This is a genomic window from Alteromonas sp. NFXS44 (assembly GCF_040148705.1).
In the GTDB taxonomy this organism is placed as follows: domain Bacteria; phylum Pseudomonadota; class Gammaproteobacteria; order Enterobacterales; family Alteromonadaceae; genus Alteromonas.
Genome location: NZ_JAGDEA010000011.1, coordinates 293471 through 318306 on the forward strand (window position 1 = coordinate 293471; position 24836 = coordinate 318306).

The following is a 24836-nucleotide window of genomic DNA, read 5'->3' on the forward strand; positions in this document are numbered from 1 at the left end:
TCTTACCAACAAAAATTACTACTTTTGTCTAAATTACCTGACTACACTGAAGAGTATACTAGTAAAAACTATGATTCTAAAAATAGTTGCCGGATGGTCGTCATCCGGTATGTGTAAAAGTTTTCATGTGGCAACCTGTCTTCCTGCCCCTTTACACAGTAACCGGGAAATATCATGAGAAACGACATTGAGATTAATTTACGTAAAGTAAACTCTCTTTTGCTGACAGCGTTGTCAAGCTATTGTCAACGCTGTCACTACAGAGTCAGAAGTATTGAAAATGCTAATGATTTGAAAATCGTTGCAGAGCTTTATAACGAAGATGTGCTGACGATGAAGTTGCTGGCTGAAGGCGAAGTGGTGATAGAAACTCAAAACTACTACAGCGGTGAATCCCGCTTCACGCGGGAATCGTTGAATGCACTACTGCGTGCTACCAACCCATCGCCTGAGCCAGCCACTGACGCTTGATAGCGGGAATGGCGTCTGTCATTACCAGCCCGGCCCCGCGCACAAATTTCTTCAGGGGATGATTTCCGGCAAACAACGTTTTAAACCCGTCCATTGCCGCGACCACCGCCATAGCATCAGCCTTTCTCGCCCGCTCGAACGCCCGTAAATTTTCAAGAGATGCAAAATCTTTATCATCCTGAGCACAGGTTTTAAGTGTTTCTGCCAGCGCAAAAGCGTCACGCATCCCTAAGTTCGCTCCCTGCCCCGCCAGTGGATGAATGGTATGTGCCGCATCACCGATTATAACCATGCCGTTCTTTGCCCACTGTCTGGCATAACGCATGGTAAGCGGGAAGCTGTGCCTTTCACTTTCTACCGTTAACACGCCCAGAACACTGTCACTGGTTGCACTGAGGGCATGATTAAAAGCTTCATCACTCAACCCGGTTAAAGACGATGCCACTTCATTGGTTTGAGACCAAACTATAGAAACCAGATCCGGCTCAGATAAAGGTAGCAGCGCTAACGGTCCGTCCGGGGTAAACACTTGTCTCGCGCACTGTTCGTGAGGTACGGAGGTTCTCACTGTAGCGACGATTGCCGAATGACCGTAATCTTTGAAGGTAAGAGGAAATTGGGCTTGCCGGCGCACAAAGGAATTCGCACCGTCGGCACCGACCAGTAGCCGGCAGGCCAGTACCTGGTCGTTCTTCAGCATCAGCATGGTTTCCCGTTGACCACTAAGTACCTTCTGAATACGGGTTTCAATTAATTTTACGTAAGACTGCTGCGCTACCGTGTCAGCCAGCGCATTGATCAGCAACTGGTTTTCAATAATATGACCCAGTTGCGGCGCGGGTAAATCTTCCTTCGAAAAATGAATTTTTCCGAAGCTGTCTTTATCCCAGACGGACATCGTGTGATAGGCACTTACCCGCTCTTGCGGCATGCGCTGCCATACGCCAAGGTCTGACAACGTTGAATAATTAGCCCCGTTAATTGCACTGACCCGTAACGCAGGTTCTGCCGGCATCTCACGGGAAAATGGCTGGTCGCTGATCACGGCCACAGATAACCCGCTGTCATGCAAGGCTGCTGCAAGGCTTAATCCCACCATGCCGCCACCCGCAATTGCAATATCCACTGTATCCATGCTCTTTCTCCTGAATATTATGCGCCCGGGGCAAATCCGGTGGTTTGTCTGACAAAAAACGATTTCAGCGACGGACAGTTATCCATCGCCATCAAGCCGGCATTTCTGGCTGCCAGCAAACCCCGGTTATCATTGGAAAACAATCTGACCAGGCCATCGGTCAGCGTGATAGTTGCCTTTTTGTCCTGCTCACGGTTCAGCGCATATTGGCGCAACACATGAAAAGCACCGGGATCATCAGCATCAGCCAGTTGTGCCACCAGCGCACAGGCGTCCCGTAAGCCAAGATTAAAACCCTGCCCGGCAATGGGGTGAAGTGTTTGCGAGGCGTTGCCACACACGACTGCGCGATGCGTGGTGGTATTCACCGTACGCTGCAGTGTCAGGGGATACGCAGTGCGTTCACCGGCCTGCAGAATTGCGCCCTGCCGCCAGCCGAAATTTTTTTGCAGCGCCTGAATAAAAGTTTTATCACCGGACTGCATCAGGGTTTCCGCCCGTTCAGGCGACACCGTCCATACAACGGAGAAACCGCAGGCATTTCGGTGTCCGGATGCAAAGCCCGGATCGTAAGGTAAAAAAGCCACCGGCCCTTCCGCGGTAAAACGCTCATAAGCACGATGTTCGTGAGGCTTTTGCGTGATGACGTTCACCACAATGGCGGTTTGACGGTAATCCTTTGCGGTACGCTCAAACCCGAGTTCTTCATGCAGTGGCGAACGGCCACCATCTGCCAGAATAACCAGCCGGGCACGCAGAGTTTCGCCATTGCTTAAGGTAAGTTCCGTGGCATCCTGAGTCCGGCTGACTGAACTCACATGCAACGGACAAAACAAACTGAATCCCGGGGTCTCCGGCGGAATTTGCAGGGCTTCACCCAGGTGCTTCAATGAAATTACCTGCCCGAAATGGCTGACGTGAAAGTCATCAGCATTGAGCTGGCAGAGCCCGGCAGCTCCTTTGTCTGAAACCTGAATATGCTTGATGGGCACGGCACCGGCAGAACCTGCGTCGATATCCAGCGCGGCCAGCTCATCCACGGTGCGTTTTGCCAGTGCAATCACTCTGGCATCAAACCCGGGATGGGAACCGTCTGAGGTATAAGCGTTGGCTTCGACCAGCGCAACAGAAAAGCCGGTGTGTTTCAGCAATCCGCGGGCAATAACGTTACCTGTAGCTCCGCCTCCGATAATCACGACATCAAATTCAGACACCGGTTATGACTTCCTCATTAACGCTTCAATTTCACTGATTTCTTTCGGTACATCTGCAGTTATTACGTCAGCACCGGTTGCCGTGATCACCAGATTATCTTCAATCCGCACGCCAATACCGCGATATGCTTCGGGCACATCTGCGTCCGGCGCAATATAAAGTCCGGGTTCGATAGTGATCACCATTCCCGGTTGCAGCGGGCGATCTTCACCGTCCTGACGGTAGTCACCCACATCATGTACGTCCAGTCCTAAATAATGCCCTATGCCGTGCATAACGAACTGCCGGTAATGCAATTCTTCAAGGTTTTCTGCCACAGTGCCTTTCAGCAGGCCCAGTTCAACCAGACCGGCGGTGAGTACTTCAGCAGCAATTAAACCGGCTTCGTTCAGCGTCATACCGGGCCCGATCCTGTCGAGTACGGCAAGCTGGGCGTCCAGCACCAATTGATAAATCCTGCGCTGTGGCGCACTGAATTTACCATTTACCGGAAAGGTCCGTGTGATGTCACCAGCATAACCGGCATATTCTGCGCCGGCATCGATCAGGATCAAATCACCGTCACAAACCTGTGCGTTGTTTTCGGTGTAATGCAAAATACAGGCGTTATCACCGCTGCCAACAATGGTGCCGTAGGCAGGATGTCTGGCACCGGACATAGCAAATTCGTGATGCAGCTCTGCTTCCAACTGATATTCGTAACAGCCGGGATGAGCAAACTTCATGGCTCGGATATGTCCCTGTGCGGAGATTTTTCCGGCAGCCTGCATCAGCGCAATTTCACAGGAAGATTTGAATAACCGCATTTCATGAATTAGCGGTGTAACATCACAGAGTGCCGCCGGAGAAATATTCTCCTTCGGCGCTGCCGCCAGCTTATTGTGCACAGCAAACAGAGTTTCCCGCAGCGGACTTTGAAACGGAAAATATGCATGGTCGTGTCCGCCAAGCCATTCTGACAGCACATCATCCAGTTCGCTCAGCTCAAACGCTTCATCCAGAGCAAACTCTGACAAACCTGCATCAGCGCCTAATCGCCTGCCCTGCCAGATTTCGGCTGTTTTGTCCTTCGGCCGAAACGCCATAGCACGGTAAGGATCGGAAAACTGGCTGTGGTTCGACAGCAACAATACGGTATCCGGCTCGTCAAAACCGGTGAGATACCAGAAGTCGCTGTTCTGGCGGAAAGGATATTCTGTATCACGGCTGCGTGTTATCAGCGAAGCAGCAGGGATCACTACCACGCTTTCCGGTTCACACAGAGCCAGCAAGCGGTGCTGGCGCGCAATAAATTCCTGTTTGCTTATCATGATCAGTGTACAGAAGGTTTATCTTTTTGATCGTCGAGCAGCGACTCGCCCAGTTCGTTGAAGCAAAGCAGTGCAGAAATTTTGACGTACTCCACCACTTCAAACAGCGCCCGCTCAGATTCTTCATCTTCGGTCATAGGCTCTTCCATGCGGGAGATATCGGCGAAATCCTGTAACGCTTCTTTGACGTCTTCAGAACATTGCATCAGGTTTTGCTGATACAATCCGAAGCCAAGCATAAAACCCTGTACCCAGTTAATCAGACCCAGACCACGGTCATTGATCGGTGCTTTTTCATCCGGCAACATCAGATTGAGGGAAAATTCCGCTTCAATCAGTTGCTGACATAGTTCATTGAATACATCGGTAAGCACCACGGTCAGTTCCGGAGCAAACGCTGCGCCCTCATTCATGGTGTCTTTCAGTACATCCATCCACTTCCGTTCTGATACCGCCATACCGCCACACAACATACCGCACAATGTGCCCTGAATTTCAGCACCGTCTGCGATGACATCGTATTGTGACAACACATTAGTGACACGGTCGTAATCGAGTTGTTTATCCACGTATTCTTTCCATCAGTTAATTGCAGTCATGCTACCAAAAAGGCTACTTAAAACCCAGTTTAAACCAATTTCATGGACAGTGTTTGAGCAGTCAGTCTTTCTCCCCTTTTCACGTACCCCATAATGCTTTAGGATCAACACTGTTATCGATAAAACCTGCTTAATAAAGCAACAAGCTTAACCAAATGGTCAGGCATGCAATATGTTGCTACAGCAGGCTTAGAGCCAATAAAACAGCCTTTTTTGAAAAGTTCTCGTAACTTTAAGGGTGATCTGCTTCACGAACCGTGTCGTTTGATATACTCTGTTGCGCTGTTTTTTAATTACACTGTCTTCTGGAATGTTTGCCAGTTCATTCATGTCCCTGGCCGATGCTTTAAACCAAGGAAGATGACCGCGTAGCTATTGTGCAAGCCCGGCGCGTACCGGGAAGCCTACGGCTATGAAGATTCTTCCGCCCTGAACATTTCGGTTCACGGGCGAACGATGAACAGCGGCATTTCGGAAGGCGCCCTCTTTCGACGGAAAGTAGAAATGGCAGTCATTAATTTTGGTTCGATAAATATCGATCACGTCTACCACGTAGATCATTTCGTAAAGCCGGGTGAAACACTGGCATCAACAAAATACACTCAGTTGCTTGGCGGCAAAGGCGCAAACCAATCTATTGCACTGGCACAGGCCGGTGCTGACGTTAAGCACGTGGGCGCAATTCATCAGTCTGATGCGGCATTCAAACAAACATTAATTCGCCATGGCGTTGATTGTCAGTATGTTGCCTGTACCGAAACGGCCTCAGGGCATGCCATTATTCAGGTAACCCCTGACGGAGAAAACGCCATTGTGCTGTTCGGCGGTGCTAATCAGACAATCAATGAAGCGACAGTCAGAAAAGCCCTCAGTGATACCCGTTCAGCTGACTGGGTACTTACCCAGAATGAAACCAGCAGCATTGCTGATATGCTGAAGCAGGCAAAAGAGAAGCAACTGAAAGTTGCTTTTAACCCTGCGCCTATGAGTGAATCAGTTAAGTCTTTACCGCTGGAATGCGTTGATCTGCTCATCGTAAATGAAACCGAAGCTGCCGCGATTACCGGTCAGGACAATGTTGAAGATATCGTCACCTGGTTTAAAGCTAACTGGCAACATGGCGAAGTGATTCTTACACTGGGTAAAGACGGCGTTATGATGCTGCGTAAAAGTGGCGATGTGATCAAAGTAGATGCATTTACGGTGGATGCCGTTGATACCACCGCCGCCGGTGACTGTTTTATCGGTTATTTTTTATCGGCCTACAGCAATCACACTGACGCCAGACAAGCACTTATCCGCGGCTGTGCCGCCTCTGCCATCGCCGTTACCCGTGAAGGTGCAGCACAATCTATACCGCAGCAGAAGGAAGTAGACCGCTTCCTCGCGAAACATGTCTGATAGTTCAAAAGGACAACTATGACACACAAAATTATTCTTGATACCGATCCGGGCATCGATGATGCAATGGCGATCTTCTTTGCTTTTCAACATCCTGAAATTGAAGTGCTGGGCCTGACTACCGTTTTCGGTAATGTGCCGGTAACCATGTCTGCCAGAAATGCGCTGACCCTGTGTGAATACGCCGGTCAGGACATTCCTGTCACACAAGGTGTGGGCATGCCCTGGGTTGGCCCGGAGTCAGGTTATGCCCATTTCGTACATGGTGATGACGGCTTCGGCAATACGTTTCCGGAAGCCTCTGAGCGTGAGCTTGATCACCGCAGTTCAGCACAGTACATCGTAGATATGGCCCGCAAATATCCCGGTCAAATCACGCTGGTTGCTATTGGCCCGTTAGGTAACCTGGCGCTGGCATTACGTCTTGAGCCGGAATTACCTAAGCTGATTAAAGGTGTCGCTATTATGGGCGGCGCGGCATTTGTACCCGGTAACGTAACGCCGGTGGCTGAAGCCAATATCTGGAACGACGCTCACGCCGCAGCCATTGTATTCGCTGCAGACTGGCCTGTTACAATGTTTGGTCTCGATGTCACGCTGAAAGCGCCTTTCGCACCTTCTTTCCTGGATACACTGGAAACGGGGAATGAAAAACTGGGTGGCTTTGTTAAGCGTGCATCACAGTTTTATATCGACTTTTACTCGCAAAACCGTGAAGAGCGTGTGTGTTTCTTCCACGACGCGTATCCGCTGGCCTGGCTGGTCAACCCTGAACTGTTTACCATTACCCGTGGCCACGCCCGTGTAGGTACCGGTGAACTGGACAGAGGACAAACGGTCGTCGCTCAGGCAGGCTCAACACCAAGCCCGCTATGGACTGAAGCGCAAATGATAGATGTCGCAACCGATGTTAATCACGAAAAACTGGAACAATTGTTCATCGACACCTACGCTTTATAAAGTCCGGAGGAGTATTTCCCTGCCAAAAGCGCCTCCGGGCGCTTTTTTTATGACTTAAGGACAGCCCGGGGAAATCATGATTCAACCACCATTACCGGAAAATGAAGAAGCACGCCTGGCCGAACTGCTTAGTTACGGCATTCTGGATACAGAAAGCGAAACCTTGTTTGATGACATCACATCTCTGGCTTCGGAGATTTGTGACACCCCTATAGCTCTTATCAGTCTGGTGGATCCTGACCGTCAGTGGTTCAAATCTAAAGTAGGACTGGATGCCTCAGAAACGCACCGGAATATCTCTTTTTGCGGCCACGCGATTCTGGATGATGCATTAATGGAGATTAACGACACACACCGTGACGAACGTTTTCACGATAACCCGCTGGTCACCGGTCCGCCAAATATCCGTTTTTATGCCGGTACACCGCTTATCACTCCGGAAGGTTATGCCCTGGGCACCCTTTGCGCCATAGACAGCGAGCCTAAACGCCTGAGCAAAATGCAAAAATCTGCATTAACCACACTGGGGAAAAGTGTGATGGCACATCTGGAATTGCGAAAGCAAAACCTGGTATTGCGGCAAATGAATACGCTGAAATCCAAATATCTAACAGATATCAGCCGCCGCTTTCAAACCCCGCTTCAATCCATCTGTACCTTCAGCCGTCTGCTGGAAGAAGAAACGAAAACGACACCGGTATCTGCCGTATTTAAGGATTCACTGGGGCTTATTCACGAAAGCAGTCAGAATCTGATGCGGGCAGTAGAAAGTGTGCTTGCCACAGGTAAAACTGATATCAAGGCAGACTCTCAGGGCCGCACCACCATCGAAACGAAACCGTTCTTCAATCACATCTTTCATACGATGGCCGGTAAAGCGCGCAGGGGGCGAATTATTCTGACAGGTCAGCTGGATGCTTCGGTGCCGGAACACCTGATACTTGACGAAGCAGGGCTGGGTTTGCTGCTGTTAAAAATCACCGGAAACGCAATCCGTTATTCATCAAAAGACACAGCAGTTCATCTGCAAATCTACTACCGTCCTTCCGGGCTTATTATTTCAGTGCAGGACCATGGCCGTGGTATGAACCGTGACCAGTTAATGGAACTCTATGCAGCCCCTGACGGCGAGCATGGCGAGGTGGTTGCCATATCCGGCTTGCGCCGTCTGGCTGATAATGTAAAAGGCCGGATTAAAGTACGTAGCTGGCAGGGCCGTGGCACCTGTGTGACGTTTGCAGTGCCGGCAGTCACGGCCGGAGAGAAGACTGCCGGGAAGCTGGAAGACGCTCCGGCCAAGAGACCTGACACTCCGTTTATTAAAGACAACCCGGCAATACTGATTTTGTCAGCACAGGATGATGTATCAGCAATAACCGGCATGCTTACCCGCCTGAAGATTGATGCCGGAACGGAAAGCGATGTGAAGGAAGCCGCCCGAAAATTACAGGCGCGGCAATATGACCTGTTGTTGCTGTCAGCAAAAGCGGTGACCAATGAAGAAATCACTCAGTTCAGACAACAGGACCCCTGTTTAGCCATAGTGGCTTTAACAGAAGATTTATTCACTGAAGACAAACAATTGCGGAAAACCGGCATTGATGCCGCCCTCACACTCCCTGTGAATAATGATACACTTTGCGACACCTTAAGTTTCTTCTTATTACCCGATGGAAAAAATCAGTAGCGCAGGATTAACACGTCAGGAATTACGCAAAGTACTGCGGTTACGCCGCAACAACCTGTCTGAAGAGACGCAGGCTCAGGCTGCTGTACGCCTGAGCCGTAAGCTGACGGCACTGCCGGAATGGCAACAAGCCACACATGTTGCGGCATACCTGGCAAACGACGGAGAAGTCAGCCTAACGGATACCATTGCCGCCGCGGCAGCGCAGAATAAAACTGTCAGCCTGCCGGTACTGCACCCGTTTAACCGTCAGCATCTGCTATTTTTGCACTATCATAACAACACCATACTGGTGAATAACCGCTTCAATATTGCTGAGCCTCAGTTACGATGCCCTGATGTCGTTCCTTTCTCCCACCATGATTTGATCTTGATGCCGCTAACCGGCTTCGACGCCAAAGGAAACCGCCTGGGCATGGGCGGGGGATTTTATGACCGTACGCTGGCACCTTATCGCAGGGCCGTTTCCCGCCCTCTTCTTGCCGGTATCGCACATGATTGCCAGCAGGTTGATGCGTTGCCGGTTGAACCCTGGGATTTCCCCCTGGATCTCATCATCACGCCTTCCGGGGTAATACGGCCGGATAAGACTAATTGCCCTTAATTTCGTCTCCCATTCCTGCAGTTTTCAGTTAAACTTCTGCAAAACTTTGGAGAACCCCTATGGATCAGAACGCGAAGAAGAAAGCTGTAGCTGAAGCAGCCATAAAATATGTAGAGCCGGACACCATTGTTGGTGTGGGCACAGGCTCAACGGTCAATTTTTTTATTGATGCGCTGGCAGAAATTAAACACAAGATTGTTGGCGCAGTATCCAGCTCTGACGCATCAACAGAAAAACTCAAAGCCCTCGGCATTGAAGTGTTTTCGCTGAATGAAGTAGACAGCCTTTCAGTGTATGTTGACGGCGCTGATGAAGTGACAGAACACAAGCACATGATCAAAGGTGGCGGCGCAGCCCTGACGCGTGAAAAAATCGTCGCAGCGGTAGCGAAAACCTTCGTGTGTATTGTAGACGACACCAAACAGGTACCGGTACTGGGCAAATTTCCGCTCCCTGTTGAAGTCATTCCCATGGCGCGCTCTTACGTAGCCAGAGAGCTGGTAAAACTGGGGGGCGATCCGGTTTACCGTGAAGGCGTGGTGACTGACAACGGCAACGTGATACTGGATGTTCACAACCTGAACATCATTAATCCCCGGGAAATGGAAGATGCTATTAACAGTCTGGCAGGCGTAGTCACTAACGGAATCTTTGCTAACCGTGGCGCAGATATTGTACTGGTAGCAACCGGTTCGGGCGTAATTACGGTCAGCGACTAAACTTAACCACCATAACAGCAAGCCGGATATAAGGCTTGCTGAATGAAATAGCGCTTTCAACAAACAACGATATCTGTTATTTTGCCCATATAGACGTCCAGATGTCTTTTTGCAACCAACTATTCGAGATGTGAGGCAATGAGTAAAGTATCCCTACCCAAGGACAAGATCCGTATATTGCTACTGGAAGGCGTTCACCAAAGTGCCGTTGAAACCTTAAACAGTAACGGTTACACCAATGTTGAGTATCTGAAGACCTCCCTGTCAGAAGAAGATCTCATCGAAAAAGTGAAGGATGTTCACTTTATCGGAATCCGTTCACGTACTCAGATCACTGAGGCCGTGGTTCAGGCCGCTGAAAAGCTGGTTGCTGTAGGTTGCTTCTGTATCGGTACCAATCAGGTAGATTTGAAAGCCACTCAGTTTAAAGGCATTCCTGTATTCAATGCACCGTTTTCTAACACCCGTTCTGTAGCAGAACTGGTGCTGGGCCAGTTAATTCTTCTCCTTCGCGGCGTACCGTCAAAGAATGCCAAAGCCCATCGCGGTGAGTGGGAAAAGAGTGCTGTAGGCTCGTACGAAGCCCGTGGTAAAACGCTGGGTATCATTGGTTACGGCCACATTGGTACACAGCTGAGCATTCTTGCTGAGCACCTGGGTATGCGTGTTCAGTTCTACGATATTGAAGACAAGCTGGTACTGGGTAACTCTGTGCAGGTGAAATCACTGGATACCCTTCTGGCGACATCTGACGTTGTTTCTCTGCATGTTCCTGAAACGCTGTCTACTAAAGACATGATTGGCAAAGCAGAACTGTCGAAAATGAAAAAAGGCGCCATCCTTATCAATGCGTCCCGTGGTACCGTTGTTGATATTGATGCACTGGTTGAAGCCATGGAAAGCGAACACCTTGCCGGTGCCGCTATCGATGTATTCCCGGTTGAGCCAAAATCGAATACTGAAGAATTCGAATCGCCGCTGCGTCAGTTTGATAATGTGATCCTTACCCCTCACGTGGGAGGCAGCACACAGGAAGCGCAGGAAAATATCGGTATTGAAGTAGCCGGTAAACTGGCGAAATACTCAGACAACGGTTCAACCCTGTCTGCAGTGAACTTCCCTGAAGTATCCTTACCGGATCATCCCGGCCGTTCGCGCTTACTGCACATCCATGAAAACCGTCCGGGTGTTCTGAACCAGATTAACCAGACATTTGCAGAAAAAGGCATCAACATTGAAGCTCAGTACCTGCAAACCGTTGCGGATATCGGTTATGTAGTTGTTGATGTGGAAGCTAACAAAGCCGATGAAGGTCTTGCTCAGCTTCAAAACATTAAAGGCACAATTAAAACCCGTCTGCTGCACTAATTCCTTAAAAAGGATTATGTTCAAAATCAAATCCGGTGTCTTTGTACACCGGATTTTTTTATCTCTTCTGATCACGCCTTCCTCAGTTAAATACTGCTGTGTTTGATCTCAGCTTTGTGCTGCCGTGTATCTTTTCTGTGACGCATAAATTTAACACCTGCTGCGTTGGGCCATGACGGCGCACGTATTTAACCTCAGGGCTTTTAAGCATGATGAGAAGAAACGCACTGTGCATGACGTTAGGGATAACCGCTTTGTGTGGTCCCGTCACTGCAGAAGAAGATAACTTTAACCTTGGCGGCCATGTGAGAGTCAATTACGGTCACCGTGACTGGCAGGCGCCGGCGATACGGGACGGACTGGAATTTGAATCAATCAAACTCACCGTCGACGGAAAATTCGATGATTTTTCCTACAAAGCTGACTACCGGTGGTATGAAAATACTGATTTCGATACGGTCCGCTATGCAGATCTGACCTGGCATTACGACGAATACCTGGATGTTACCGGCGGTATCACTAAAGTACCCTTCGGATTGTTACCATTCGCTTCAAACAGCTTCTGGTTCTCCGCCAATTACTATATTGGTTTTGAAGATGATTATGATGCCGGGGTTGTTGCCCGTTATGAACGAGGCCCGTTTACGGTTCACGCCGGCTATTTTCTGAATGACGAATACAATAATGCCGCCCGCTTTGGCCGCTATTCCTTTGACGTCGCTGATGACGGCGAATACCGTAATCAGGAAGACGGCCAGTACAACTTGCGGGTAAATTACGAAGCCAGACTGCTTCCCCGCTCCACCACTGACATCGGCGTATCGTTTCAGCAGGGTGACATATTTAATTTTGATACACAGGATAGCGGAGACATGACCGCTTATACTGTACACCTGCGCCATAACCAGAAACCCTGGAAAGTAGAGCTGCAGTATCTGGATTACCGCTATGACCTGGCAGCCCCGGAAGGACAACTGCAGGACCGGCTGGCCCTGTCTTCGTTTGAAGCGCCATTCCTGATGGCCAGCGAAGGTCAGTCGTATATGGCTAACCTGGCTTACAGCTTACCTTTCACTGTCGCTTCTTTAGAGGATATTACCTGCTACAGTGAATATTCCCGCGTGGAAGGAGACTCAGAAGCCGGCAGCGACAGTACACAGTGGGTAAACGGATGCAGCTTCGGCTGGTCCAAATTATTCGTATATGTCGACAGTATTCAGGGCAAAAACATGTGGTTTTCCGGCGGGTCCGGCATGGGGTTAAACTTCAACGATGATCCGCAATCCACACACCGCCTGAACATCAGCCTGGGAGTATATTTCTGATATGTTATCACTACGACTTATAAAAACAGCGCTGCTGACCGCCGCGTTGTTACCCGCCGCAGCCATGGCTCACACCTGGATGACAGTGAAAATTGCCACCACGGAATACGCACCGTATACCTCTGAAGAGATGGAACACAACGGCTACATGAATCACATCATCCGCGAAGTGTTTCTGGAAACAGGTGTACGGGCTGAGTTTATTTACGTTCCCTGGGAAGACGCACTGGAAGGTGCAGAGAATGGCGAATATGACGCCATTTCTTACGGCAACTATGTGCGGGATCGGGAAAAAACCTTCTGGCACAGCGAGCCGGTCACCTCAGAAAACCTGGTTTTCTACGTCAACAATGAATCCGGGCCCGACATGTGGTCAGGTCTGAATGATTTGACTGGCTACACCATGGGAGTTACGAAAGACTATCTTTATAACAATGAGCTGTCCCGATACATCAAAGAAGGCAAAAACATCAGCACGGCAGACACTGACGATGATAATTTTAACCAGTTGATCGACGGCGACACAGATATTTTCCCTATCGATGAATTAACCGGCTGGTATCTTCTGCAACGTGATTTCAGCGAGGCAGAACGGGATGAAATTCACCAGATAAGTCCGCTGGTTTCTACTGTCACCACTCACCTGCTGGTACCTAAAAACAAAGAAAAGCGACTGGTGCTGGAGCTGTTTAACAGAGGTCTGAATAACCTGAAAGAAAAAGGTGAACTGGACCGTTTCAAACGCCTGCTGAGAGAAGGGTATTATCAGACACCGGAGAAGCCGGTGAACTTTGACAGAAGATAACCTGAAGGTAGTGAATGACTCCCATAAAAAAAACCCTGTAAATCAGGGCTTTTTATGTTCATTCACAACGGATACGGATTAGAAGAAGCTGTATACCAGTGTTACCGCTGTGGCAGTATCAAGCTTTTCAACGCCTTCATCAACACGGGAGTTGTGGTCCAGTTTGACTGAAAGCTTCATCGACAGGTTACCGCTGATAGTGGCAGTCAGTGCAGACTCTGCACGTGACTTGGTGTTTTCATCACCCACTTCCGTACTCACTGTCTGAGAAAATTTCGCTGTATCAGAAATCAGCCATTCGAATGCACCGGAAGCACGAACGATGAAACTGTTTTGCTCAACATCTTCCTGTGTTTCTGCCCAGGAATAACCAGGACCGATTGAATACTCTAAAGACGTTGTATCGTTCTGCCAAACCTTCTGGTTCCAACCGGCAGCGACAGTAGACTGGTAGTTATAGCTGCTGAATCGGTCATCTTCGTACGAGGCGAAGCCGAATAAACGGTAATCAGGATTTTCCAGCTTGTAGTTACCCTGACCTGAAGCAAAGAATTTCTGTGCAGAAGTACGTTCTACGTCTTCGCCAGTGTCGTCGTCAGTTACCGTTTCTTTCTTGTACAGACCTTCAACTGTGTAGTCGTTACTCCACTTTTCCAGTTCCTGATGGCCTTCTAAAGACGCGTTAATAGACGTGGTTTCCGTGTTACCGGAGGTAAAGATGAAACCTAATCCACCTTCCAGAGTAAACGGTTTAGCATCATCTTGTGCCAGTACAGAAGTGGTACCCATTGCGCTGAGCACAGCGACAGCTAAAAGTTGCTTTTTCATTTGCATTCCTAAAATATGTGTTTCCATGATACCGGTATTGAACAGACTCCGTTCAGGCCGGCAAAGCGTATATCATCCATGATAGTGATTGTTCCCCATCCAAAAGCCCGGTAGCGATCCTGATGGCCCGGCCAGATGCGCGCTGTCTTCAGCGTCGTCGCTTTATTATTCTTCAGAAAAAACGGTAAACCACAGAGACTGTGGTTTCCGTATTTACACTTTTCACATCTTCAAGAGGTTCGGTTTCATAAGCCAGGTTGAAAGCAAGTTTCATGGCCAGTGAGTCGAACAGATTTGCTGATAAGGCTGTGACCGACCGGGTTTTGATGTTATCAGCCCCGATCTCAGCACTCATAAACTGACGAAGTTGCGCGCCGGTATTCCACTGATACTGATATTCACCTGATGCTCTGGCAATCAGGCCATTATTCACATTTGATTCAGTACCCTCTTCCACAGCCACGAAGGCATAACCGGGACCGACGCTGTAGCGGAATGAACTTTCATCTTCATTCCATAACCGCTGAGACCAACCTGCAGCCAGCGAAGCACGGTATTCATAACCGTTAAACCGGTCGTTCTCGTAATCAGCGTACATGAAAGTACGTTGCCCGGGCGTCATAAGTTTATAATCAAATTGCGCATAACCAAAAAAACGCTGAGCGGTAACTTCACTGGTCGTTTCACCGTCATCGTTTTCTGTTTTGCTTTGCTTGTACAGCATTTCTGCGAAGTAGTTATTATTCCATTTCGCAGTTTCATGTTCAGAATGTAAGGCCGCTTTCAGGGAATTAGCGTTGGTATTCCCTGACGCAGACAACAGACCAACTTCTCCGTCCAGGGTAAAGCGGGGCTGCCCGCCATCACCCACTTCGTCGAAGTCGGAATGATATAAAGTTTGTATAAGATTCCGGTCGGCGGCCATGGCGCCGGTGATGCTGCCGGAAAATAAGACAACAACGACCAGTAATCTCGCAGTAAACGGATTTAACATGGGTTTTAATATTTTTATTTAGCGCACTGTTATGAACCGTCCGTGGCGACCTTGTTCTTCTAAAGGATTAGCGCAGATACCTTTTCAGCTTCAGCATTTGTCCAGGCTATCGCGTTATCCATCGTTTCTCCCTTAACCAACAACGTATTGGCCATTTCCGGCGTGAAAAGTTCAATATCGCCGTACTCCGGTTTCATGATTTCCCGAATTGTAACCCGCATTGAACACGCCAACAAACCTATATCCGCCTCTTCAGCGTGTTTCCTGGTATTGTGAACATATTTTACCGGGAAAAAGAGAGGAAGAGGCAAACGCCATTGCTCCATAATTTCCCCGGAACAGGCTGCAAAAGTAAAACCAAAGTGCCTCTCCTGCTTTTCCCATGGTAACTCACCGGACTTATCTTCAAGATACGCCAGATAAAGTTCAGGATCTTCTTTGGCCACCACCAGTTCACTGAAATGGCAGAGAATGCCCATCACGAAGAACCGTTCACTGCCGCGGATATTTGACTGTTTGGCCAGCGTTTTAGCCAGTAGCCCGTTGTAGACTGACTTATACCAGTGCTTGTCCAGCCGGATATGAGCACTGTTAAAGTGCTTGAACGCCGTATTCGCTGTTTCTGCTACCACAAGGTTGTACAGCGCCTCGCCCCCGATAACACTGACCGCTTTGCCGATGGAATCAATCTGGGAAGGAAAGCGGAATAAAGCGCTGTTAGCCAGACGGAGAATTTTTACCGTCAGCGATGGGTCAACGGCAATGAGCTTCGCCACATCATCCATGTCGCTGCGGTGATCATCCAGTACGTCCCGGATTTTCAGACAAATATTCGGGAACGTAAAGGACTGTGTGGCGTAACTGACGTACTTTTCCATCGACATGAGTAAACCTTGTATATTTCTTGATTTTGAGTATAGCAACTTATTGTAAATACGGGAGAAAATGCAATACTGGTAATAGCCTGATTACTGTGGCCATGTTACTGTTTCCCGTTGTCGGAAAATAAAGATTGTTGCTGAGGTTCTTCAACCGTTGCCTGCCCGCCATCGTCGGACTGTTGTTGCCGCAAGGCCATGGCTTTACGTTTCTGGCAGGCTTTAATCACGGTACGTCTGGCGGCATCGTTTATCTGCAGCCAGTGAAAACGCTCGTCACGGGTGCGGTAACACCCCATACAATAGCCTTTCGGACCAGCCTGACAAACACCAATACAGGGACTGGGTACAGCAAAAATTTCCATCTGATCAGGATGGTTTGCTTTTACTGCCATGAAGCCCCCGTTTGCCAGGTGTGCAACCCCATACGGCCGCACCGTTATTCCAGGCAGTTAGTGTAGACGCTATGCCGTGTGCACCGCAATCTGAACATCGTATCAGTTAGTCGGTTAAGGTATATTCTATGGTTGAAACAACTCTGACTTTTTTGATGTGCGGTTGATGCGCATCCCGTGGCGTTATGGTGAACTGCCCCTGATTAGCCCGCTTAATTTTACCTATCCGGCTTTGAGAGTCCCGGGCAAACTTCTCAGCCACTTCTCTGGCATTCACTGTTGCCTCTTCAATCATGTCAGGCTTCACCTCATTCAACCGGCTGAATACATATTGAGGCTGAGCATCCCACTGCTGATTAGAAAACACGATACCTTGTTTAACGAGATCAGAAATATCAGGCATGGCTTTTCTTACCACATCCACATCCGTTGAGTACACGGTTACGGTCTGACTGGCACTGTACCTGAATTCTACCCTGTTATCGCCGCCGTACTGTTGCGCAAGCTTATCGGTGATCACCGGCTGATTAAAGCTGATGTCGTCAGCGCTAATGCCGCTGGTTGTAAGGAATGCGGTAATTTTATCTGAATGGCTTTCCAGCATGTCATAGAGTGCTGAGAGATCATTGCCGGCTTCAGTAAACTGTATCGGCCAGATCACCTGGTCTGCAGGATATTCCCGTTCTGACAACCCCTTCACAGTAACCACTCTGTCCCAGGTTTTAAAATCCACCAGCGCCGTTGCCAGCTGGCCTCCCAGCACGGCAAATGCGATAACCAGTCCTGTGCCAATAATAGCGGCGGCTGCTTTACTCATAGTTTTCCTTTTCCTTGTCTGGCGTTGATTCATCAATGCTCTGAGGATACGTAATGAAAAAGGCATTACTACGATCAAATTGTGATGAATTGTGTCTTTGACATAAAAAAGCCGCCCGGGGAGGGCGGCAAAAGGAGTCCCGGGTCGGGTCTAAGCTGTCCGGGACTGCGCCTGAGACGTTAAAGCGGGTGCCGGTTTGCGGTTCCGGCGTAGCAGGTAATAAAACACGGGTGTCAGTACCAGGCCGAAGAAAGTCACGCCAATCATGCCTGAGAATACCGCGACGCCCATGGCCTGACGCATTTCTGCACCGGCTCCGGTTGAAATCACCATTGGCAGTACACCCATAATAAAGGCAACGGATGTCATCAGAATGGGGCGCAAACGCAGACGACACGCCTCTTTCACCGCCTCCAGGGCAGTGCGACCTTCCTCTTCAAGTTCCTTAGCAAATTCAACAATCAGAATGGCATTCTTCGTGGCCAGACCAAACAACACAATGAGCCCGATCTGGGTGAAGATGTTGTTGTCTCCGCCGTAAATACCCACACCGATTAACGCGCTGAGCAAAGTCATAGGCACGATAAGGATAATGGCCAGCGGTAATGACAAACTTTCATATTGTGCAGCCAGTACCAGAAACACCAGCAACACAACCAGCGGGAATACATACATAGATGCATCACCGGCCAGAATTTGCTGATAGGTTAATTCTGTCCACTCGTACGTCATGCCAATTGGCAGAGTTTCATCGAGTATTTTCTCGATAGCAACCTTCGCCTCATCACTGCTGAAACCGGGCATAGGAGCACCGTTGATTTCAGCAGTAACATAGCCGTTGTAGTGCATGACGCGGTCCGGTCCGGCGGTATGATTGATGTCTAAAAACGCGCCTAACGGAATCATTTCGCCCTGCGCATTGCGCACTTTGAACTGACGGATTTGTTCTGCATCCTGACGGAACTGAGAGTCGGCCTGCACATTCACCTGATAGGTACGTCCGAACAGGTTGAAATCATTCACATACACCGATCCTAAATAGGCTTGTAAGGTGTCAAACAACGTATCGATGTTCACGCCCATTCCTATTGCTTTGGTGCGGTCCACGTCCACATCCAGTTGCGGCACGCTCACGCGGTAACTGCTGAATGTGTCGGTGAGTACCGGGTCTGCCCAGGCTTTTTGCACCACCTGCTGCGTGACTTCATTTAAGGTTTCAAAACCCAGATTCCCGCGATCCTGCAATTGCAGACGGAAACCACCGATTGTGCCCAGGCCCAGTACAGGGGGAGGCGGAAACACGGCGACATACGCTTCTTTAATTGCTGCAAACTTCTGGTTCAACTGCCCGGCAATCGCACCGGCAGTCAGCCCCTTCCCTTCCCTGTCAGCGAAAGGCTTTAACGGGAAGAACACCACGCCGGAGCTGGGGCTGTTGGTAAACCCGTTAATATTCAACCCCGGGAATGCCACAACATCAGATACGCCGTCCTGCTGCAACGCAATCGCGGACATCTGACGTACCACGTCTTCCGTTCTGTCCAGTGAAGACGCATCCGGCAACTGGGCAAACGCAACCAGATACATTTTGTCCTGAGCCGGCACGTAACCGGTAGGCGTGCTGCTGAACTGCTGCCATGTGAGTGCCAGTAATCCTGCATACAGCACCATGATGATGCCGGATTTACGAATGAGAGAACCTACACCGGCGGTGTACGCTTTAGCGCCACGGTCAAAGAACCGGTTAAACGGATTAAACAACCATCCGCCCAGCGCCTTATCCATGCCTCTGGTCAGCCAGTCTTTGGGTGCATCATGAGACTTTAACAACAAGGCCGATAATGCAGGGCTCAGCGTCAGCGAGTTGATGGCTGAAATCACCGTTGATATGGTAATCGTCAGGGCGAACTGACGGTAAAACTGGCCGGTGAGTCCGGACATAAATGCCGTAGGAATAAATACCGCCGCCAGTACCATGGTGGTGGCAATAATAGGCCCTGTCACTTCTTTCATGGCGATGGTTGTGGCTTCAACCGGCGAATGCCCGGCAGCGATATTACGCTCCACGTTTTCAACCACAACGATGGCATCATCCACCACGATACCGATAGCTAACACCAGTCCGAACAGGGATAACGCATTTAACGAAAAACCCATGAGCTGCATGAATGCGAATGTACCTACCAGAGACACAGGCACAGCAACCAGCGGGATAATGGATGCGCGCCAGGTTTGCAGGAACAGCACAACAACTAATACAACCAGTAATACCGCTTCGAACAGAGTATTCACTACGGCTTTAATGGAACCGCGCACAAAGACTGTGGGGTCATACACAATGTCGTAGTCCAGTCCTTCCGGAAAGGCTTCAGACAAATCTGCCATGGTAGCGCGCACATCATCACTGATTTGAATCGCATTGGAACCGGGCGCCTGAAAAATTGGCAGCGCGGCGGCCGGACGATTATTCAGTAACGAACGCAAGGTGTAGTAATCCGCACCCAGTTCAATACGGGCCACATCTTTTAACCGTGATATCTCACCGGCGTCGCCGGTTTTAATGATGATGTCACCAAATTCGCGTTCATCCAGTAAACGACCGCGAACATTGATAAGTAACTGAAACTCGCTGCCACCGGCCGGCTGAGCACCAAGACTACCTGCGGCTGCCTGCTGGTTTTGCGCCTGAATAGCTGAAATCACATCACCGGCATTCATGCCAAGGGCGGCCACTTTATTGGGATCCAGCCAGACTCTCATAGAGTATTCGCCGGCACCGAATAAGCGCACTTCGCCCACACCATTAATACGGTTCAGTTCATCTTTGACATTTTGCTCGGCATAGTTCGACAGATACAGCATGTCATAACGGCTGTCCGGCGATGTTAAATGCACAACCATGGTCAGGTTCGGTGAAGACTTCTCGGTCACCACACCCAGTCTCTGCACTTCCTGTGGCAGACGTGGCAAAGCGCGGTTAACCCGGTTTTGCACCAGTGTTGTAGCAGCATCGGGATCGGTACCGATTGCAAAAGTAATGGTCAGCGTCATTCTGCCATCAGAGTTAGCCTGAGAAGACATATACAACATATCCTCTACCCCGTTGATTTCCTGTTCCAACGGACTGGCTACGGTTTCTGCAATGATTTTAGGGTTGGCACCCGGGTAATTAGCAGTGACCACCACGGTTGGTGGCACCACTTCCGGGTATTCCGTTATGGGCAATTGCCACACGGCGATGGCACCGCCGATAAAGATCAGCAGTGACAACACCCCGGCAAATATAGGCCTGTGTATAAAAAACGTAGACAGATTCATTAACGACTTCCTTCAGGCGCATTCGCAGGTGCTGCATTTGCGGCCAGGTCACTGTTCTGATTTATATTTTGCTGCCATACCTGCAACTGCTCGAAGGCTTCGCTGCTGTGCATGGATACTTCAGTAGGGGCAATGGTGGCACCCGGGCGCACGCGCTGCAGGCCATTCACCACAATTTTGTCTGAAGGGAATAATCCGTCATCAATGAAACGAAGTGCTCCCACTTTGTCGCCTAACGTAACAGCGCGGTAAGCCAGAACATTGTTTTCATCGACTACCAGAACAAACTTGTTGTTGAGATCAGTACCGATGGCGGTTTCATCAATTAAAATACGATCGCGGGATTCACCGCTGGCGAGACGCAGGTGAGCAAATAATCCCGGTACCAGACGGCCGTCGGCATTATCAAACACCGCCCGTACTTTAATTGTGCCGGTATTCGGGTTGACCTGGTTATCAACAAAATCCAGTTGACCCCAGTGCTCAAATTTCTCAGAGTTACTCAGTTGCATAGCCACGGTCAGTTGATCAAGTGGCTGAGACACTTCCCCGGGCGCAGAGGTGTATGCAAGGTAAGTACTTTCATCAACATCAAAGTAGGCATAAAGGCGGTCGACTGAAACAATGCTGGTCAGTACGCTTTGACCGGCAGTGACATAGTTACCGGCAGTAATATTTGCACGGGAAACACGACCTGAAACAGGCGCTTCAACACGGGCAAAGCCGCGGTTTAACTGCGCTAAATCTAACGCAGCACGGGTTGAAGACACGCTGGCTTCAGCCTGTTCAACTGCGGCCTGACGGGCATCAGCAATTTCTTTGGAAATCGCATTGGTGCGGCGCAATGATGCAGCCCGCTCTAAATCCTGCTTAGCTAAACGTAAGCGGCTTTGTGCATCTTCAAGCTGGGCAGACAAGCGGTCGACTTCAGCTTTGAACGCACGGTTATCAATAAGAAACAGGGTTTGTCCCTGTTCAACCCATTCACCTTCTTCAAAGGCAACAAAGTCAATGTAGCCTGACACCCGCGGGCGCAGAGAGACAGTTTGCGGCGATTCAAGGCGGCCGGTAAAAGTATCCCATTGAGCGATTTCCTGATGAATAACAGGCGCAATATCAACAGGAATGGCAGGCGCTGCTGTGCTGGCAGCAGCCTGATTAGCCGGGTTTGTTTCTTCTCCGCCGCAGGCGGTTAACAGAATGGTGACCCATAATGCTAATGAGAATTTTATTAATGCAGACATGATTGGCGATCTCGTTGAGTGTGGATGCTGCGCATTATGCACACCACCAATCAATAAAAAAAATTATCTTTTTATATACAACACATCATCTCATATAATATATTTATCGTAGGTTCACCGGAGTACTGCTATGCGAACACAAGACTTAAATTTACTGATGATTTTCGATGCTATCATGACTGAAGGTGCTATCACCCGCGCCGCTGACAGACTGGCAATGACACAGCCGGCTGTCTCCAATGCCCTGTCCCGTATGCGTTCGGCCTGGGGTGATGAGTTATTTGTTAAAGACGGCAGAGGCATTCAACCGACTTCTTTCGCCCGCAACTTATGGACGCAGATTCAGGGGCCGCTGAGTCAGCTTGAAACCGCCGTGAACCCTACCGTGTTTGATCCGGCCACATCGCAACGTACATTTCGTATTGCTGCCACTGATACATTGGTAAAAATGATATGGGGCCCGCTCCGCCAAATCATCGAGCGGGAAGCGCCGGGTATTAATATCTTCGCGATTCCGAACCCGAACAGTGACAGTGAGAAAATATTAACCGATGCAGAAGCCGAGCTCTCCGTGTGTAAATACACAGCGCCGAATTCAGTTATCCGTTCAGAGTTTCTGTTTGAGCCAAAGTATGTGGTTGTTATGCGCCCTGAACACCCGCTGGCGAAAGAACGGTTAACACTGGAAGAGTTTGTGAATGCACAGCATTTGTTAGTGTCTATTACCGGCGATACCACCGGTCCTACAGACCAGGTACTGAATAATTTAGGGTTGAGCCGCCGGATCGCTATGACGGTGAACGATTTTCACAATGTGCCGCCGTTACTTGAGCAGTCCGATCTTATCTGTGTGGCACCTTCGTTAGTGGTAGAGCATGATATTTTTGCCGGCCGCCTGGCCGTATTTGAAACACCGGTGGAAATTATGCCAACGCCTGTTTCCTTGTTATGGCATAAGCGTCAGGACGTGGACCAGGGCCTGCAATGGTTACGTCGTCATGTTGTCCGCATCATCCACGAACGCTGTGCCCAACATGAAGCCAGATTGAGCCAGTGTTGCCGGAAAGGATATTGCCCGGAGACAGTAAAATCGATGAAAGCCCGTCAGTCAGACAAGCAGTGTGAAGGCGGATTAACAGTGACACCTAAACCGGTAAAGTCCGTGGGCTCACCTTCCAAAGCCACCATGAGCAAATAGTTCGGGACTTAAAACGTCAGTCGTAAAAACAAAAAAAACGAGGCAGTTGCCTCGTTTTTTTATTCAGCTGTTAAACAACTTACTTTTTCTTCGCCTTAGGGTTAGGCAGGTCAGTGATGCTGCCTTCGAAGATTTCACACGCCAGACCGATTGACTCGTTCAGCGTCGGGTGAGCGTGGATAGTCAGACCTACGTCTTCTGCATCAGCACCCATTTCGATAGCAAGACCGATTTCGCCCAGCATTTCACCGGCGTTGGTACCAACCATTGCACCACCGATAACACGTGCAGTGTCTTTATCGAAGATCATCTTGGTCATACCGTTAGTTGCGTCAGACGCGATTGCACGACCAGAAGCTGCCCACGGGAATGTTGCAGTTTCGTAGTTGATGCCCTGTTCTTTCGCTTCTTTCTCAGTCAGACCAACCCAGGCAACTTCCGGCTCAGTGTAAGCAACTGAAGGAATGCAACGTGGGTCGAAGTAGTGCTTCTTACCGGCAATAACTTCAGCAGCAACGTGACCTTCATGAACCGCTTTGTGCGCCAGCATAGGCTGACCAACCAGGTCACCGATTGCGAAGATATGGTCAACGTTAGTTTTCATTTGCTTGTCTACGTTGATGAAACCACGCTCATCAACAGTAACGCCAGCCGCGTCAGCACCGATCAGTTTACCGTTAGGACGACGGCCAACCGCTACCAGCACTTTGTCGTAGCGAACTGCTTCTGAAGGTGCATTTTTACCTTCAAACGTTACATACAAGCCGTCATCTTTTGCTTCAACCGCGGTCACTTTGGTTTCCAGCATGATGTTGAACTTGTCTTTATAGTCTTTCATGAAGACTTTCATGATGTCTTTGTCAGCAGCAGGGATTAACTGGTCAAGGAATTCAACCACGTCAATTTTCGCACCCAGTGCTTCATAAACTGTACCCATTTCCAGACCGATGATACCACCGCCCAGTACCAGCATTTTTTCCGGAACATCTTTCATTTCCAGTGCGCCGGTAGAGTCGATTACGCGATCGTCTTCAGGGATGAAAGGCAGAGATACCGGCTCTGAACCGGCAGCGATAATCGCTTTCTCAAAAGAGATGGTTGTTTTGCCGTCTTTGCCTTCTACTTCCAGGGTGTTCGCACCGGTAAACTTACCGTAACCCTGAACGTGTTTAACTTTACGCATTTTAGACATACCAGCCAGACCTTTTGTCAGCTGGCCAACAACACCGTCTTTGTACTCACGGATTTTGTCTAAATCGATTTTTGGCTCACCAAAGGTTACGCCGTGGGCAGACAAATGCTTGGCTTCTTTGATCACTTTAGCGACGTGCAGCAGGGCTTTTGAAGGGATACAGCCTACGTTCAAACATACCCCACCCAGTGTTTCACGGGCGTCTACGATGACGGTTTCGATACCTAAATCGGCTGCACGGAAAGCGGCTGAGTAACCGCCGGGGCCTGCACCCAATACGACTAATTGCGTTTTAATTTCGCTCATTGTGACCTCAAATCTGTCCAAATATTTGATAAATATGCGTTACGGATTGTAACTAGGGCTTGCGAGC

At 49.4% G+C, this 24836-nt stretch carries 22 protein-coding genes and 1 other RNA gene; 11 read left to right on the forward strand and 12 right to left on the reverse strand.

Features of this window, described 5'->3' with window-relative positions; all coding sequences use genetic code 11:
• Window positions 1–174 precede the first annotated feature (174 nt).
• Window positions 175–471 (forward strand): hypothetical protein, encoded by a 297-nt coding sequence (locus J3369_RS15065; RefSeq protein WP_349588338.1) that lies wholly within the window; start codon window positions 175–177, stop codon window positions 469–471.
• Here the strand turns inward: J3369_RS15065 and J3369_RS15070 are convergent.
• From J3369_RS15070 to J3369_RS15085, 4 genes are read right to left on the reverse strand one after another with little or no spacing between them, the layout of a single operon-like run.
• Window positions 434–1606: an FAD-dependent monooxygenase gene (locus J3369_RS15070; RefSeq protein WP_349588340.1), complete on the reverse strand. Its 1173-nt coding sequence runs from the start codon at window positions 1604–1606 to the stop codon at window positions 434–436. The genes J3369_RS15065 and J3369_RS15070 overlap by 38 nt on opposite strands.
• 17 nt (window positions 1607–1623) lie before the next feature.
• Window positions 1624–2820 carry a 2-octaprenyl-6-methoxyphenyl hydroxylase gene (gene ubiH / locus J3369_RS15075; RefSeq protein ID WP_349588342.1) on the reverse strand — a complete coding sequence of 399 codons (1197 nt, stop codon included), beginning with the start codon at window positions 2818–2820 and terminating at the stop codon, window positions 1624–1626.
• Window positions 2821–2823: 3 nt separating this feature from the next.
• Window positions 2824–4131 carry a Xaa-Pro aminopeptidase gene (gene pepP / locus J3369_RS15080; RefSeq protein WP_349588344.1) on the reverse strand — a complete coding sequence of 436 codons (1308 nt, stop codon included), beginning with the start codon at window positions 4129–4131 and terminating at the stop codon, window positions 2824–2826.
• Window positions 4132–4133: 2 nt separating this feature from the next.
• Complete coding sequence (locus J3369_RS15085) at window positions 4134–4700, reverse strand: UPF0149 family protein (RefSeq protein WP_349588346.1); 567 nt, start codon at window positions 4698–4700, stop codon at window positions 4134–4136.
• Between the two features lie 329 nt (window positions 4701–5029).
• Here J3369_RS15085 and ssrS point away from each other — a divergent pair.
• The 9 genes from ssrS (at window position 5030) to J3369_RS15130 (ending at window position 13599) form a co-directional block, all read left to right on the forward strand.
• A non-coding RNA gene (ssrS, locus tag J3369_RS15090) (6S RNA) lies at window positions 5030–5212 on the forward strand.
• Between the two features lie 22 nt (window positions 5213–5234).
• Window positions 5235–6131, forward strand: a complete 897-nt coding sequence (locus J3369_RS15095) for a ribokinase (RefSeq protein WP_349588348.1) — start codon at window positions 5235–5237, stop codon at window positions 6129–6131.
• 18 nt (window positions 6132–6149) lie between these two features.
• Window positions 6150–7091 carry a nucleoside hydrolase gene (locus tag J3369_RS15100; protein ID WP_349588350.1) on the forward strand — a complete coding sequence of 314 codons (942 nt, stop codon included), beginning with the start codon at window positions 6150–6152 and terminating at the stop codon, window positions 7089–7091.
• A gap of 76 nt (window positions 7092–7167) precedes the next feature.
• A complete protein-coding gene (locus tag J3369_RS15105; protein ID WP_349588353.1) occupies window positions 7168–8778 on the forward strand; it encodes a GAF domain-containing sensor histidine kinase in 1611 nt (536 codons plus the stop codon).
• Window positions 8762–9382, forward strand: a complete 621-nt coding sequence (locus J3369_RS15110; RefSeq protein ID WP_349588355.1) for a 5-formyltetrahydrofolate cyclo-ligase — start codon at window positions 8762–8764, stop codon at window positions 9380–9382. The genes J3369_RS15105 and J3369_RS15110 overlap by 17 nt, the downstream gene beginning before the upstream one ends.
• A gap of 59 nt (window positions 9383–9441) precedes the next feature.
• The gene (gene rpiA / locus J3369_RS15115; RefSeq protein ID WP_349588358.1) at window positions 9442–10101 is read left to right on the forward strand and encodes a ribose-5-phosphate isomerase RpiA; all 660 of its coding nucleotides are present in this window, start codon (window positions 9442–9444) and stop codon (window positions 10099–10101) included.
• A 138-nt stretch (window positions 10102–10239) separates the two neighbouring features.
• Window positions 10240–11469 (forward strand): phosphoglycerate dehydrogenase, encoded by a 1230-nt coding sequence (gene serA / locus J3369_RS15120; protein ID WP_119502144.1) that lies wholly within the window; start codon window positions 10240–10242, stop codon window positions 11467–11469.
• Window positions 11470–11678: 209 nt separating this feature from the next.
• On the forward strand, window positions 11679–12794 hold the full coding sequence (locus J3369_RS15125) for a putative porin (RefSeq protein WP_349588361.1): 1116 nt from the start codon (window positions 11679–11681) through the stop codon (window positions 12792–12794).
• A 1-nt stretch (window position 12795) separates the two neighbouring features.
• The gene (locus J3369_RS15130) at window positions 12796–13599 is read left to right on the forward strand and encodes a substrate-binding periplasmic protein (RefSeq protein WP_349588364.1); all 804 of its coding nucleotides are present in this window, start codon (window positions 12796–12798) and stop codon (window positions 13597–13599) included.
• A gap of 78 nt (window positions 13600–13677) precedes the next feature.
• Here J3369_RS15130 and J3369_RS15135 read toward each other — a convergent pair whose 3' ends face one another.
• The 7 genes from J3369_RS15135 to J3369_RS15165 form a co-directional block, all read right to left on the reverse strand.
• On the reverse strand, window positions 13678–14427 hold the full coding sequence (locus J3369_RS15135; RefSeq protein WP_349588366.1) for a DUF481 domain-containing protein: 750 nt from the start codon (window positions 14425–14427) through the stop codon (window positions 13678–13680).
• Window positions 14428–14599: 172 nt separating this feature from the next.
• Window positions 14600–15421: a DUF481 domain-containing protein gene (locus J3369_RS15140; RefSeq protein WP_119502147.1), complete on the reverse strand. Its 822-nt coding sequence runs from the start codon at window positions 15419–15421 to the stop codon at window positions 14600–14602.
• Window positions 15422–15480: 59 nt separating this feature from the next.
• The gene (locus J3369_RS15145; RefSeq protein WP_303572911.1) at window positions 15481–16305 is read right to left on the reverse strand and encodes an HDOD domain-containing protein; all 825 of its coding nucleotides are present in this window, start codon (window positions 16303–16305) and stop codon (window positions 15481–15483) included.
• 98 nt (window positions 16306–16403) lie between these two features.
• Window positions 16404–16694 carry a DUF1289 domain-containing protein gene (locus tag J3369_RS15150; RefSeq protein WP_303572910.1) on the reverse strand — a complete coding sequence of 97 codons (291 nt, stop codon included), beginning with the start codon at window positions 16692–16694 and terminating at the stop codon, window positions 16404–16406.
• Between the two features lie 106 nt (window positions 16695–16800).
• On the reverse strand, window positions 16801–17511 hold the full coding sequence (locus J3369_RS15155) for an SIMPL domain-containing protein (protein ID WP_349588370.1): 711 nt from the start codon (window positions 17509–17511) through the stop codon (window positions 16801–16803).
• 150 nt (window positions 17512–17661) lie between these two features.
• The gene (locus tag J3369_RS15160) at window positions 17662–20829 is read right to left on the reverse strand and encodes an efflux RND transporter permease subunit (RefSeq protein ID WP_349588372.1); all 3168 of its coding nucleotides are present in this window, start codon (window positions 20827–20829) and stop codon (window positions 17662–17664) included.
• The gene (locus tag J3369_RS15165; RefSeq protein ID WP_349588375.1) at window positions 20829–22073 is read right to left on the reverse strand and encodes an efflux RND transporter periplasmic adaptor subunit; all 1245 of its coding nucleotides are present in this window, start codon (window positions 22071–22073) and stop codon (window positions 20829–20831) included. The genes J3369_RS15160 and J3369_RS15165 overlap by 1 nt, the downstream gene beginning before the upstream one ends.
• Before the next feature lie 130 nt (window positions 22074–22203).
• Here J3369_RS15165 and J3369_RS15170 point away from each other — a divergent pair, with 130 nt between their 5' ends.
• Window positions 22204–23271 (forward strand): LysR family transcriptional regulator, encoded by a 1068-nt coding sequence (locus J3369_RS15170; RefSeq protein WP_303572906.1) that lies wholly within the window; start codon window positions 22204–22206, stop codon window positions 23269–23271.
• Between the two features lie 79 nt (window positions 23272–23350).
• Here the strand turns inward: J3369_RS15170 and lpdA are convergent, their stop codons facing one another.
• Window positions 23351–24769, reverse strand: coding sequence for a dihydrolipoyl dehydrogenase (gene lpdA / locus J3369_RS15175; RefSeq protein ID WP_349588378.1), 1419 nt, complete (start codon window positions 24767–24769; stop codon window positions 23351–23353).
• Between the last annotated feature and the right edge of the window lie 67 nt (window positions 24770–24836).